We start from the raw sequence: 12,477 nt of genomic DNA, 5'->3' as shown, positions 1-12,477 counted from the left end.
CCGGATGCCGCCGGGCCCCTGTCGGCACGTGAGCTGACTGATCCTCTGATGAGCGGCCCCGCCCGCCTCCGGCGCGTGATTCGAACAACATCGCGGGCCCCACGCCCGTTCCCCATCCGCCCCAGGCGTACGCTGTACGGTTGTGAAGGCCGCCCCTGCCGCTCCCCTGCGACGTCGCGGCGGGGGACCGTACCGGGAGATCAGGACGTGCTGGAGCAGTTGGGGGCGTTGGCCGACACCCCATGGATATACGTGATCGTCGGCCTGTCCGTACTCCTGGATGTTTTCCTTCCGGTGCTGCCGAGCGGGGTCCTCGTGATCGCCGCGGCGACCGCCGCCGCAGGATCTGCCGCGGGCGCCGTGGACGAGGCGGCCCCCGGCCACGCGGGCTTCGCCGACATGTTCGCACTTGTGATGTGCGCCGCCACCGCGTCCGTGCTCGGCGACATGGTCGCCTACCGCCTCGCCTGGCGCGGCGGCGACCGCTTCGACCGCGCCATCTCCCGCTCCCGCCGCCTCACCGCCGCCCAGGCCAGGCTCGGTACGGCCCTGCTGCGCGGCGGCGGCCCGCTGGTCGTCCTCGCACGCTTCGCGCCCGCCGGGCGCTCGGTGGTCAGCCTCGGCGCGGGCGTCATGCACCGCCGGGTGGCCGAATTCCTCCCCTGGTCCGCACTGGCGGGCCTGACATGGGCGGCGTACAGCGTCAGCCTGGGCTACTTCGGCGGCCAGTGGCTGGGCGCGAGTTGGCTCAGCACGGCCGTCTCGGTGCTGGCGCTCTGCGCGGCCGGATCGGGCGCGGTGTTCTTCATGCGCCGCCCGGAGGAGCGGAAAGCCCAGTAGGGCGGCGCACCACCCTGCGCAGAGCGCGCCCGCATTCGCGCGCGTACGCCCGCTGGACAAGCGGTACGACGGGACCCGCGGCACGGGTGAACCACCGTGCGGGCCGGCTGAAGGCCAGGACCGTCAGCGTGACGTCCCCCGCCTCGTCGATCCTCACGACGAACGCTTCCTCACCGCGCTCCGGGTGCCCGGGCAGCGTCCCGTACCCGAAGCCGGCCCGCCGCTCCTCCCGCGCGGTCCACACCACCTCGCACGTCCCGGACACGCTCAGGGGCCCGAAGCCGAGGGCGGGCGTCACGGTGACGCCGGGCGCGGCGGCCGGGGTACCGGCGGGGATGCGCACGCCCGTCATGGCACGGTGCATCCGCCAGGTGAGGACGGCGTCGGCGGCGGCCCGGAAGTCGGCCGGGCCGTGGCCGACACGGGTGGTCACGCGCAGGTGGTGGTAGCCGCCGGGCAGGGTGTCACCGGCGGTGGCGCCGGCCTCGGGGTAGCTGAGCCTGTCGGTCACGGCGCCAGTATGGGCGACGGCCCGGTCCCCCAGGGGAACCGGGCCGTACGCGCACGAGCGTTGCGGAATCAGTGGGCCTTGATGAAGGCGCCCTTGTCGAAGGCCTTCACGCCGTTCGCCCACAGCTGGTTGACGCGGCTGCGCTCGGCGGAGTTCGGGTTCGGGTTGGTGCAGGAGGGGCCGGGGCCGCCGCCGGACATCAGCTCGCTGCAGGGGCCGGAGTAGTGGTCCGGGAGGCCGAGGACGTGACCGGTCTCGTGCGCGGTGACGCGGGTGGAGTCGTACTGCTCGTTCTGGTTGTAGTCGAGGAAGATGTAACCGCGCCCGTGGCCGTCGGTGCTGGCGTACGAGCCGCGGGAGTCGTTGCCCTCGTAGTACTTGAAGTCGGCGTTGGAGCCGGCGCGCAGCTGGACGTTGCGCACGGAGCTGTTCCATATCTGCGCGGATCTGGCTATCTCCGTCGCGAAGCTCGGCGCCCGGCTGGCGTCGTAGGTGACGGTGACGGCCGCGAGGCCCGGCGAGGCCGCCTGCTTGGCCTTCGCGGACTTCATGACGGCGTCGAAGAAGGCCTTGTTGTTGGCTTCCTCGGCCGCGGAGCCGACGTACGAGGAGGTGCTCGTGGCCGCGGCCGGCGCCGGGGCGCCGTGGTCGAGCGCCACTGCCGATGCGGGTACGGCGGTCATCGTGGCCGCCAGCCCGAGGCCGAGGGCGGCCGACAGCACCATGGTGGAGCGTTTCATGTGGGGGACTCCATTCGTACCGAGAACCGCTCCGGCCGTGCGTGGTGGGACGCGACAGCCGTGGTTCAACGGGGAACTTGTGTTCGCCCCTTGAGTCTCTGACGAGATATCAATGGTGCGGATGATGCCAGTTGGCCATAGCGCCATCCAATCGCCTACCCTGCGCCACCCCCTGCCCACTTGTAGAGGACATGTGTCTGGTGTGACGTAGGGGGCACGGTTATGCTCCCCTCGTGGAGCTCGAGGTCAGGCACCTCCGCGCACTTTGCGCCATCGCGGACACCGGGAGCGTGCGGAAGGCCGCGCTGCAGCTGGGCATGACCCAGCCCTCGCTCACCACTCAGCTCCGCCGCATCGAAACCACCGTCGGCGGGCTGCTGTTCACTCGCGGCCAGACCGGCAGCCACCCCACACCGCTGGGCCACTCCGTGCTCTCGCGCGCCCGGCCGATCATCGCCGAGATGGCCGCGCTGGTGACGGCCGCGCGGGACGCGGCCGTCGGCGCCGGGGGGCTGCGCCTGCGCATCGGCAGCATCGGCAGCCGTGCGGTGACGGGCTGGCTGCGCCGCATCCACCGGCGGCTGCCGGAGACGGACACCACCATTCACATAGAGGTGTCCTCAAACGCGCTCCTGCAGTTGCTGGCGACCAACCAGCTGGACGTCGCCTTCGTCCACGAGACGGCCGGCTTCCCCCTGCACGTTCCCGAAGGCGTGGAGCGGCGCGTTCTCATCGCGTGCGAGCCCCGCTTCGTCGCCCTCTCCGCCACGCACCCGGCGGCGGGCCGCCCGGTGCTTCGGCTCGCCGAACTGGCGGACGACGCGTGGATCGTGGACCCCACCGCCGACGACGAGGCCACCGCCCTGCGCCGCGTCTTCATGGCCGCCGGCCTCGACCCCCGCCTCCTCCACGTCCGCGACAACACCACCGCCGCCCAACTCGTCGCCTCGGCCGAGGCGGTGGCACCCGCCCAGCCCACCGCCGACCCGCCGCCCGGCACCGTCATCCGGCCCCTCCTGGGTGACCCCCTCTCCACCCAGCTGTCCCTGGCCACCCGTTCGGGCTCGTTACCGCTGCGCGAACTGGACGCCCTCTTCGCGGACTTGATGGACGCGTACGTGACCGTCGCGGGCCGCAACCCCACCTACCGCGCCTGGCTGGACCGCAACGGCAGCCCTCTGCTGCCGTCGGTGGGGAGCCACTGACTCCGGGCCCGCCGACCCCCGCACATGTAACCGACGAGTAGCACTCCGTAAGAATTTGCCTGAGTTCGTTGCACGGTTGAGCGCTCCTGAACGCTATTGGGGGCAGAGGGCACTACTGGCTCTCCGGTGCTGAGCGCGAGCAGGCACCGCCGGTGACAAGCGGAAGGATCCGAGGGGTCCGTGAATGTGGAACTCGTACGCGACGTGGCCGTGGCCGCGGTCGCTGCGCGCGTATTCGGCACCGACGTACGGATAGTGCTGCGGCGTCTGGCCGCGGTCCAGGTGCGGGCGGGCATCTCCGAGCTGGCCCGCGGCCGCGACGGGCACGAGGAGGAGGACCGGTGAGCGAGGAACCCCGTCCCCGCCCCAGCGGCGTGACCGCCCTGCCCGGCCTGCCGGGCCTGCCGGCCGACTTCCGCGCGTTCCACCAGCTCTACCGCGGCCGGTACGTGCAGTGGGCCGAACTGCACCTGCGCTCCCGGGCGGACGCCGAGGAGGCCGTGGACCACGCCTTCGAGCAGCTCATCCGCACCTGGCCGGACGTGCTGGCGCAGCCCGTGCCCGAGGCGTACGCCTGGAAGGTCGTCAAGAACCGCACCGTCGACCTGGCCCGCGCCCGCGGCCGGCGGCCGGTCCTGGTGGACGTCGCCGCATTCGAGACCGCGGCCCTGCGCGACGCGATCGACCCGATCGGCGAACTCGTCGAGTCGCTCGCCCTCTACCAGGCGGTCGCCGCGCTGCCCGACCGGCAGCGCGACGTCATGGTGCTGCGCTTCAGCCTGGGCCTGAGCACCAGGGAGACCGCCGGCACCCTGGGCATCACCGAGGCGGGGGTCCGCTCGACCGTCCGCCACGCGCGGCGCAGGCTCCGGCAGACCTTCGGCTCCGAGGAAGGGGAAGACGATGACCGCCGCACGGGTTGACCGGCTGCTGGCCAGGGCCCGCCTGGACACCGCCCCGTACACCGAGCGTGAACTGGCCGCGGCCGAGGCCCGGCTGTCCGCCCGCCTCGCGGACCGGATGCTGCACGGCGCGCTGTCCTTCGACGACGCGGTGCGGCAGGCCCGGGCGGCCGCCGGCGGGCTCCTGGAGCGCGAGCGGCCCGAGCAGCGCCAGATGCACGAGGCCGCCGAGGACCTGCGGCGGCTGTGCCGCCTGGCGGTGGGCCGGCCCGACGCCCTCCACCAGATGGCGACGTTCATCGGCGGCCGCATCCTCGAACCCGACGGCGCCCGGGTCCTGGCGTGCGTCCTGGAACTGGCCGGGCGCGAGGACTCCGCCCGCTTCTGGTGGCAGTACGCCGCGGGCGCCGGCGACGTCACCGCCGCCTACTGCCTCTACCTCCACCACCTGGCCCTCGCCGAGGTCGGCGAGGCCCTGTGGTGGCACGCCCAGACCGACCCGGACGACCGCGCCCCGGCGACCGCCGCGCGGTGGGCCGACGACCCGTACGACGCCGCGGTGACGTGGGGCATCACCCTGGCCGCCGAGGAGAGGGCGGGGTGCGGGGTGCCGCCGGCCGCGGCGGCGGCCGTCGTCGGGTACGTGCCGACGGCGGTCGAGTACGTCGAGGAGGTCGACCTCCCGCTGCCGACGGACGGCTTCGCCGAGCGCATCGAGGAGCTGACCACCCTGGCCTGACGGCGGGGCACACACGCGACAAGGGCCCCTCCGCGCTTCCCGCGCGAAGGGGCCCTCGACCTGCTGTTCCTCTGTGGGCACAGACGGATTTGAACCGCCGACATCCGCTTTGTAAGTTCGATTCGACCATCGCCGCAGCTGGTGCGCTGGAGGTCGGTCGTGCCGCAGCAAGTCGCCCAATGCCGTAGCCGTCCGCTGTCGTTGATGTCAGTTGCGGATGTCAGAGCCGCCTTGAGGTCGGCTCATGGTCGACGGTAGGCGCCCCGGTCGAGCCCTGACATCGGGTCTCTGGTCAGCGTCACATAGGCGGGGTAGTTGGGATCTCCTGCTTCCATGGCCGCGAAGAGATCAAGGTCGTGGTTACAGAAGCGGTGAAGGTACTAGAGGAAGAGCTCCAGCTCCTCCCCAGACAACCGCTCGTCGAGCCTCTCGTTTCGCACGCTGCCACGATACGAGACTGCGCACACGGATCCGGAGAGCCTGTGTCTTCCACACAAGTCCGCTGGTCAAGGTCCTGCGGGCCGACCTCGAACCAAGCTCCGTCCACAAATGGGCCGCGCTCTCGCCGAGCCCGGTCCCGCAGCACGCATCCGTAGGCCCCCTGAGTCTGAGGCAACGCTGCTCGCGGCCTTGCGGTTGATCAGTTGGTTAGGAGTCGTCCGCGGGTGGCCCAAGGGAGCCCGACCACCGACTTTGCGCATGAACATAGGCGGGGAGCTCCTCGACAGGCTCATAGTCCTGGACGATCACGCCGCGTTTCGCGGCATGATCACGGACGGCTCTGGCGAAGATCACATCGACCGATAGCGGCCTCGGCCTCCTACGGCGGAGTGGGAGACGGGTACGTGTTCCTACTTCCTTGTGTCGTCCGCTACCTCCCTCCACGCTTGAGCCGGTTAGTCTCTATGCGTGGATCTGATCGCCAGCACTGAGACCCGGCGCCAAGCGGCTCTCGCCAAACTAGACCCGAGTACCCAAGCTGTGCTAGGGCAGTTCTTCACTCCCGTGAAGGCTGCCACGCTGATGGCTTCGACGCTTCGAGTCGATGACCTCAGTGGCACGGTCAGAGTGCTCGATCCAGGGGCTGGCGCGGGATCCCTGAGCGCTGCCCTCGTTGATCGACTGCACGCCGAGCGCCCCGACGTTGCGGTCCACGTCGTGGCTGTGGAAACCGACCCCGTCATCATGCCTTACCTGCGCGCCACTCTCGAGGAATGCCAGGCCGCCTACGGCATTTCGTACGACCTGGTCGAGGGTGACTACTTGCTTGGCGAAGACGCCAAATTGGGCGGTCCGTTCGACCTTGTGATCGCCAATCCTCCGTACGGAAAGCTCGCCGCAGATTCCCCCACACGGCTTGCAACAGCAGCGCGCGCCGTGGACACCCCAAATATCTACGTGGCCTTCTGGGTGCGGGCAATCGCTTCACTCAAGAAGGATGGACAGGGAGTCTTTATCGTTCCCCGCTCATGGGCGAGCGGGCCTTACTATCGGCAATTCCGCCACTGGCTGCTATCGACCGTAAGTCTCGATGTTCTCCATGAATTCGAAAGCCGCACTAAGGTATTCGCCGACACGAATGTAAAGCAGGAGAGTGTTATTGCGGCCTTCACTTTGGGGCCTCAAGCCCCGAATGTGATCCTCTCGAAGTCGGTAGCGCAATACGAGAATCCTATCGCGCGTTCTGTGCCATTCTCCGTCATTGTCCAAGGTGAAGACGATGACAAAATCGTACACTTCACCGAAGGTGTATCGGTGCCATCGGCGGCGAAATTCACCCTGGCCGACCTCGGTATCGGTGTCAGTACGGGAAAGGTGGTCGATTTTCGGAACCGCCAGTACCTGACTGATGACCTCAACATCCCCGGCGTCGCTCCAATGGTTTATCAGTCAAACATTCGATCCGGTGGGATTGAGTGGCCGCAAGCGAAGGCGAGAAAGCCGCAAGGATTCCTTGCCGTCGACGATGCCGCAATCCGCCAACTCCTCCCTCAAGGCCCGTACGTTGTCGTGAAACGACAAACTGCGAAGGAGGACCGCCGACGTGTCATTGCTGCGCTCTGGGATGGACCTAGTAAGGTCGCATTCGACAACAAGACGAATTATCTGCATGAATCGAAGAATCCGCTTGAGAGAGACCTCGCTCGCGGTCTTATGCTCTGGCTGAACTCGACCGTATTGGATCGATACTTCCGAGCCTTCTCGGGCCACACTCAGGTCAACGCGGGCGACCTGCGCCGCCTCCCGTTTCCCTCCCGTGAGGACCTTATTCTTCTCGCCAAGACGGCACCCGACGGCCTGCCCAGCCAGGAAGCGTTGGATGCCGTGGTAGCCAAACTCTTTTCGGAGATGCCAGACTCCACCGCGTGACCACTAGCAACGAAGTCGACGAGACGCTAGCGACCATCGACACCGCACGGGCGCTGTTGAAGAGCTTCGGGTTCGACGCGCAGCGACATAATGTCCGCAGCGCCGTGACACTGCTCGCGCTTGCTGGCCTGAAACCGGGAGACCGCTGGGCCGACTCGCATACTCCACGTCTTGGCGTGCAGAAGATCATGGACTGGTCTGGCGCGTATTGGGCCAAGCCCTACGCCACCGGAAGTCGGGAAGATTTCCGCAAGAAGACCCTGCGTCAGTGGGTTGATAACGGATTCGCGGTCCTCAACGCGGACAACCTGAATATCGCCACAAACTCGCAACTCAACGAGTACTGCCTGTCTGACGAGGCGGTTAGAGCAGTAAGGTCATATGGCGCGGACGCTTTCGAGGGGGCTCTGGTGGACTTCCTTAATGGAGCCTCAGAGGCAGTTAAAGCGCGTGCGGAAGCCCTCCATGCGGCTATGATCTCCGTTGATCTGCCTGACGGGGAAGAGTTCCTTCTCTCTCCCGCTGGACAGAATCCGTTGCTGAAGAAAATGGTCGAGGACTTTGTTCCGCGCTTTGCACCTGGTGCGAAGGTGCTCTACCTCGGAGATACGCGAGGGAAGCACGCTCGCTTCGAGGAAAGGATCTTTGAGGAGACCCTTGGGCTGACTTTCGATCCCCATGGGCGGATGCCGGACCTCGTCCTATACGACAAAGTCCGTAAGTGGCTCTTCCTCATGGAGGCTGTAAAAAGCAAGGGGCCGTTCGATGATGAGCGCCACCGTGCCCTACGAGGAATATTTGCAACGCCTGTAGCGGGACTCGTTTTCGTGAATTGTTTCGAGAATCGCGAGTCGATGCGCCAGTGGCTCCCAGAGCTTGCTTGGGAGACTGAGGCTTGGGTGGCGGACGATCCTGATCATCTGATTCACCTGAATGGCTCGCGCTTCCTCGGCCCTTACGAGCGCTAGCCTCGACCTTCGTGGCGGTCGGTTGGTTCCTCGGTGGGCTGCTTCGACGTTCGGACAGGCTTCGTCTACCACTCACCCCAACTCCCATCCCGTCTGCCGTCGGCCCACACGCATGTGGAGCGGGCGCGGTGCCGGGCGTCCAGGTGGAGCGCGCCACTGTACGAACGACCTGGACGCCCGGTGCCGTGTCTGCTCGGCTTGTCCTGGGCCGATGGCAGACGGGATGGGAGTTCCCCCCGCCGCCAGCCATCCACGGGCCGGCACCCGCGTACGGCGCCCCGTCCATCCCGGAGTCGGAGCGCCCCCGCCGGAGGCATGTTGGTGCGTGATGGCACTGCTGGCCCGTGGGGCTCGACTCATGCCCTTGGGCCTATCCCGTCTTGCAGGAGCGGGCGTCGGCGCAGCGCGCGCGGAGCGGGCCGCAGGCAGGAGCGTCGCGCGGAGCGGAGCCGGGAAGCCCGCCCGGCGGAGCGTAGCGGAGCCGGGTGCCTTGATGGAGTAGAGAAACTTTGACCGCGTGGGCCGTCTTGTGGTCATGCGTCGAGAGCTGCTGCCATATGGGTGGGGATGACGCAGATGCCGGGGGGCTGGCTTGAGCGATCTCAGGGTCACTGCGCGGGATGGTTCAGGGCGAGATCGGCTGTACGTGGAACTGCCCGACGGCATGGTCGTGGCGTGGCTCGACCGCGCGACTGGTGAGGTGACGATCGTGCGCGAGGAGTACCGGGCTGTTGCGCTGGAGGTCCTCGCTCCCTACGTGTCGCAACCGAATGGGCTTCCGCCATCGTCGATGTCGCCGCTGCCACCCAGGCTCCCATCGCTACCACCCCTCACGCCGGGCGACGACCTCGCCCGCAATCGTCCGGGGGAGGCACTCAGGGACAAGCTGGCCGCTGAAGGGCCCGGCTCCCTCGAACGACTGATCTCTTGGTTATTACGCCGCGAATCCGAGTGGAGCCCCTGGCGCAGGGGCCTGGTTGGCGAACGGCGGGTAGGGGCTGAGCTTGAGCGCTTATCCGGTCAAGGCTGGTACGTGCTGCACTCGATCCTGCTACCGAACTCGGTAGACATTGACCATCTGCTGATCGGCCCTGGCGGAGTCTTCAACATCAACACGAAGCACTACCCCGAGAAGAATGTCTGGGTCGGCAACGACTCCGTGACGGTCAACCATGGTCCACCGCGTCCACATACGCGCAGGGTCCGGACCGAAGCCCGACGCGTTCAACGCGTTCTGGAGAGGTACAGCGGAACGGCCGTTCATGTCCAGCCGGCTCTGGTGTTCGTCGGAGTGTCGGAGCTGGAGCCTGTAGCCACTCTCCACGACGTGAAAGTCTGGCATCAGCGGGAAGTGGCCGCGCTCGGCCCGTTGACGGGAGTGCTCACCCCAGGCCAGATACAGACCCTGTATGCGATTGCCCGCCACCGCCTTGCCTGGGCAGAGGTCTGACGGCAGCGGCGATCATCGCCCTGTTCGGCAGCGGCGCACGTCGCTAGGCTGGTGCCCGCAAGCTACTGAGTAGGGAGTGTGCTGCCGGGGATGGGACCGAAGACCGAGCGGGTGTACCGCGCGATCCTGGGGTGGGTCGAATCGGGTAAGTACGGGCCCGGGGACAAGCTTCCCTCAGAGCGGCAGATGACCGAAGACCTAGGCATCGGACGCACCGCGTTGCGCCAGGTGCTGGCACGGCTCAAAGCTGAAAACGTGATCCAGTCCCACGACCGGAGTTCGTACACGGTCCGCCCGCGCCCCTCCGACCGAGACGCGGTTGTCGAGCCGCCGGCCGACATGGAGCCCTGGCGCATCCATGGCGAGAGAACCGTCTACGACAACCGCTGGGTACAGCTGGCCGTCGTGGACGTCGAGCCGCCGAAGATGGAGCGATTCGAGCATCACGTCGTGCGGCTCCAGCATGTAGCGATCGCCGGGGTTGTCGACGCCCAAGATCGCGTCCTCATGCTCTGGCGCTACCGCTTCGTCCCGCAGCAATGGGGATGGGAACTGCCCGGCGGCATCGTGGATGAAGGGGAAGACCCGCACGCGGCTGCTCTTCGTGAGGTTGAGGAAGAGACCGGGTGGCGGCCGGACGCGCTTGAGCGCGTCGTCACCTATCAACCCATGGTGGGCATGGTGGACTCGCCCCACGAGATCTTCGTCGGACGGGGTGCCAGTTACGTCGGCGAGCCGACAGACACGGAAGAAGCTGGGCATGTGGCCTGGGTGCCACTGGCAGACGTCCCGGCCCTCATGGCCCGTGATCAGCTCATGGGGTCCGGAACCTTGGTGGGCCTGCTTCATCTGCTGGCGCAGCGGGGGGAGAGTGCCGCTAGAGCTGCTGGGTGATCTGTTCGATCCGGCGACGATGTCGGACGGACCCCGTTCGGTTGGCCAGGAGTCGAGCTTGCACGACGTTTTCACGAGCCTGGTCGTATTCACCGCGTGCCAGGTGGGCTTGGGCCAGATCGCAACGCAGCCCTGACGTCGCCCGGACGAACGTCGGGTCGGCCGCCTCCAAGGCGTCGTACAAATTGCTTACCGCACCTCCGTCCCCGATCAACGCGAGAGCATTGCCGCGCCACCGGGCCAGATGTCCAGCGTTCAGGAAGATGCTCAGCATGTCAGGGTCCCTGGCTTCTTCGCCCTCAGGAAGGCAGGCCATGGCCTTGTCCAGCGCCCGGCGGCAGGCGTCTGGGAGTCCGGCCTTGGCACACAGCTCTGCCTCGGCCGCATATAGCCACGCCCTGAGTCGCGGGGACAGCTTGCTGCCGCCGGCTCGCTGAGCGTCTCGTACGAGGTCTACGGCGAGGGACCCGCGCCCGGCGTCGCAGAGGACGTATGCCTGCTCGGCTGTGGCATGTGCGAGGTACATCGGCTCCTCGGCTTCCTGGGCTGCGCGCTTGCCCAGCTCGTAATGGCGCCAGGCTCGTTCGACCGCACCCACATCCAGAGCTTGCCAGGCTGCCAGGGTCGCGGCACCGGCCAGCGCCAGAGCCACGGGCCTGCGGGTCTCGGGGAGCACGGCGAAGGTGAGCGCGTCCTCCAGCCTCGTGAGGTGCCCGGTCATCTGATCAACCAGGGTCGTGGCGCCCATTTGGCGGTCCATCGTTCTCAGCAGCTCAGTTTGATCCATGAAGGTCTTCACCAAGGTCAAGCTGACGTTGCGTGCTGAGTCGATTCGATTGACCAACTCTTCGTACCCCTCAGCCGAAGGTGGCTGGATGGCGAGCCCGCTGCTGCCGAGTAGCTCCGCGTCAGTGACTCCGAACAGCGACCGGAGGATGCGCGCGTACCGCTCGGAGATCGGGCGGCGGCTGTTCTCCCACTCCGAGACGTACACGTGGAGGCTGGCCCGTGATGCCACGGTGAGCGTGTGCCGGAGCGCATAGCTCTCGATCTCTCGGACCAGCCGCTCTTGGGACCACTCTCGCGCGGTTCGCAGTTCACGCAGCCCGTTGGTCATTTCGCACCACCCACGATTGAGTCCGCCACTCCGCTGTCCGTCTCCCGACAGGTGCCCGGCATCTCTCCTGGTGGGAGGCGGTTAACTCCATGGGGGTTAACCGCTGTTGTCTACCGGAGAGTTGTGCGATGGGTGTTCTCTGGAACCGTCGCCAGAAGGTGAGTTGGCAAACCGAACAGCGACAACGCCTTGACTTCTGGTGCGCACCAGATGCACTCTAGTGGTGCGCACCAGTTGGGGGCGGGAAGCCCCAAAGTGCGGAGCGGCGCCCTACCGCCAAGCAAGTCGCCGCTCCCTCCCCTCTCGGAAAAGGGAGTTCCATTATGCGTCAAATCCCCGTCGATACGGCCCAGATGACGGTGATGTTGATTCAGGCCCCGGAGCCCAAGGTCAAGAACCGGGAGACCGGTGAGATCGCTCAGGACCGGACGACAGGTAAGACCCTGTACAACGTGAACGTAGCCGTCATCGTGGACGGCAAGCCGGACGCGGTCACAATCGTGGTTGCGGAAGACGGACGCTCTCCGGACCTGGTGCCAGGAATGCCGGTCACCTTCCCCGGGCTCGTCGCTCGTCCCTGGGAGACCAGCAACGGTCACGGCATCAGCTACCGGGCAACCGCTGTCATGGCGGCCACTCCTGTGGCGGCCTCGAACGGTAAGGGCGAATCCCGGTGACCACCGGAGACGCTGCCTCGCTGGTTGGCTTAGCTGCCTTCCTGACCGGACTGCTGGTTCTGCG

At 67.1% G+C, this 12,477-nt stretch carries 13 protein-coding genes; 10 read left to right on the top strand and 3 right to left on the bottom strand.

Going from position 1 to position 12,477, the window contains the following annotated elements; translation table 11 throughout:
• The first annotated feature begins 207 nt into the window (after nucleotides 1-207).
• On the top strand, nucleotides 208-840 hold the full coding sequence (locus tag AB0F13_RS22575) for a VTT domain-containing protein (RefSeq protein WP_362085117.1): 633 nt from the start codon (nucleotides 208-210) through the stop codon (nucleotides 838-840).
• On the opposite strand, the gene AB0F13_RS22570 is transcribed toward AB0F13_RS22575, so the two are convergent.
• Nucleotides 806-1,351, bottom strand: coding sequence for a DUF1990 domain-containing protein (locus tag AB0F13_RS22570; protein WP_362085114.1), 546 nt, complete (start codon nucleotides 1,349-1,351; stop codon nucleotides 806-808). The genes AB0F13_RS22575 and AB0F13_RS22570 overlap by 35 nt on opposite strands.
• Nucleotides 1,352-1,419: 68 nt before the next feature.
• The gene (gene snpA, locus AB0F13_RS22565; RefSeq protein ID WP_362085111.1) at nucleotides 1,420-2,091 is read right to left on the bottom strand and encodes a snapalysin; all 672 of its coding nucleotides are present in this window, start codon (nucleotides 2,089-2,091) and stop codon (nucleotides 1,420-1,422) included.
• 233 nt (nucleotides 2,092-2,324) lie between these two features.
• Between snpA and AB0F13_RS22560 the strand changes: the two genes are divergently transcribed.
• The 8 genes from AB0F13_RS22560 to AB0F13_RS22525 all read left to right on the top strand — a co-directional run bounded on the left by AB0F13_RS22560 (nucleotide 2,325) and on the right by AB0F13_RS22525 (nucleotide 10,619).
• A complete protein-coding gene (locus tag AB0F13_RS22560) occupies nucleotides 2,325-3,296 on the top strand; it encodes a LysR family transcriptional regulator (protein ID WP_362085108.1) in 972 nt (323 codons plus the stop codon).
• Nucleotides 3,297-3,476: 180 nt separating this feature from the next.
• The gene (locus tag AB0F13_RS22555) at nucleotides 3,477-3,641 is read left to right on the top strand and encodes a hypothetical protein (RefSeq protein WP_362085105.1); all 165 of its coding nucleotides are present in this window, start codon (nucleotides 3,477-3,479) and stop codon (nucleotides 3,639-3,641) included.
• On the top strand, nucleotides 3,638-4,219 hold the full coding sequence (locus AB0F13_RS22550; RefSeq protein WP_362085103.1) for a sigma-70 family RNA polymerase sigma factor: 582 nt from the start codon (nucleotides 3,638-3,640) through the stop codon (nucleotides 4,217-4,219). Before AB0F13_RS22555 ends, AB0F13_RS22550 begins: the two co-directional genes overlap by 4 nt.
• The gene (locus tag AB0F13_RS22545; protein WP_362085101.1) at nucleotides 4,200-4,937 is read left to right on the top strand and encodes a hypothetical protein; all 738 of its coding nucleotides are present in this window, start codon (nucleotides 4,200-4,202) and stop codon (nucleotides 4,935-4,937) included. Before AB0F13_RS22550 ends, AB0F13_RS22545 begins: the two co-directional genes overlap by 20 nt.
• Before the next feature lie 909 nt (nucleotides 4,938-5,846).
• A complete protein-coding gene (locus AB0F13_RS22540) occupies nucleotides 5,847-7,307 on the top strand; it encodes an Eco57I restriction-modification methylase domain-containing protein (RefSeq protein ID WP_362085099.1) in 1,461 nt (486 codons plus the stop codon).
• Nucleotides 7,304-8,275, top strand: coding sequence for a BsuBI/PstI family type II restriction endonuclease (locus tag AB0F13_RS22535; protein WP_362085096.1), 972 nt, complete (start codon nucleotides 7,304-7,306; stop codon nucleotides 8,273-8,275). Before AB0F13_RS22540 ends, AB0F13_RS22535 begins: the two co-directional genes overlap by 4 nt.
• A gap of 646 nt (nucleotides 8,276-8,921) precedes the next feature.
• Nucleotides 8,922-9,725, top strand: a complete 804-nt coding sequence (locus AB0F13_RS22530; protein ID WP_362085093.1) for a nuclease-related domain-containing protein — start codon at nucleotides 8,922-8,924, stop codon at nucleotides 9,723-9,725.
• Nucleotides 9,726-9,815: 90 nt separating this feature from the next.
• Nucleotides 9,816-10,619, top strand: a complete 804-nt coding sequence (locus AB0F13_RS22525; protein ID WP_362085090.1) for an NUDIX domain-containing protein — start codon at nucleotides 9,816-9,818, stop codon at nucleotides 10,617-10,619.
• Here AB0F13_RS22525 and AB0F13_RS22520 read toward each other — a convergent pair.
• The gene (locus tag AB0F13_RS22520; protein WP_362085088.1) at nucleotides 10,603-11,736 is read right to left on the bottom strand and encodes a helix-turn-helix transcriptional regulator; all 1,134 of its coding nucleotides are present in this window, start codon (nucleotides 11,734-11,736) and stop codon (nucleotides 10,603-10,605) included. The genes AB0F13_RS22525 and AB0F13_RS22520 overlap by 17 nt on opposite strands.
• A gap of 323 nt (nucleotides 11,737-12,059) precedes the next feature.
• Here AB0F13_RS22520 and AB0F13_RS22515 point away from each other — a divergent pair, with 323 nt between their 5' ends.
• Nucleotides 12,060-12,413 (top strand): hypothetical protein, encoded by a 354-nt coding sequence (locus AB0F13_RS22515; RefSeq protein ID WP_362085085.1) that lies wholly within the window; start codon nucleotides 12,060-12,062, stop codon nucleotides 12,411-12,413.
• The last annotated feature ends 64 nt before the right edge of the window (nucleotides 12,414-12,477 follow it).

This window comes from Streptomyces sp. NPDC026206 (assembly GCF_040638465.1).
Taxonomy (GTDB): Bacteria; Actinomycetota; Actinomycetes; order Streptomycetales; family Streptomycetaceae; genus Streptomyces.
The sequence above is the reverse complement of the archived record's forward strand: the minus strand, read 5'-3'. Positions and strand labels throughout refer to the sequence as shown.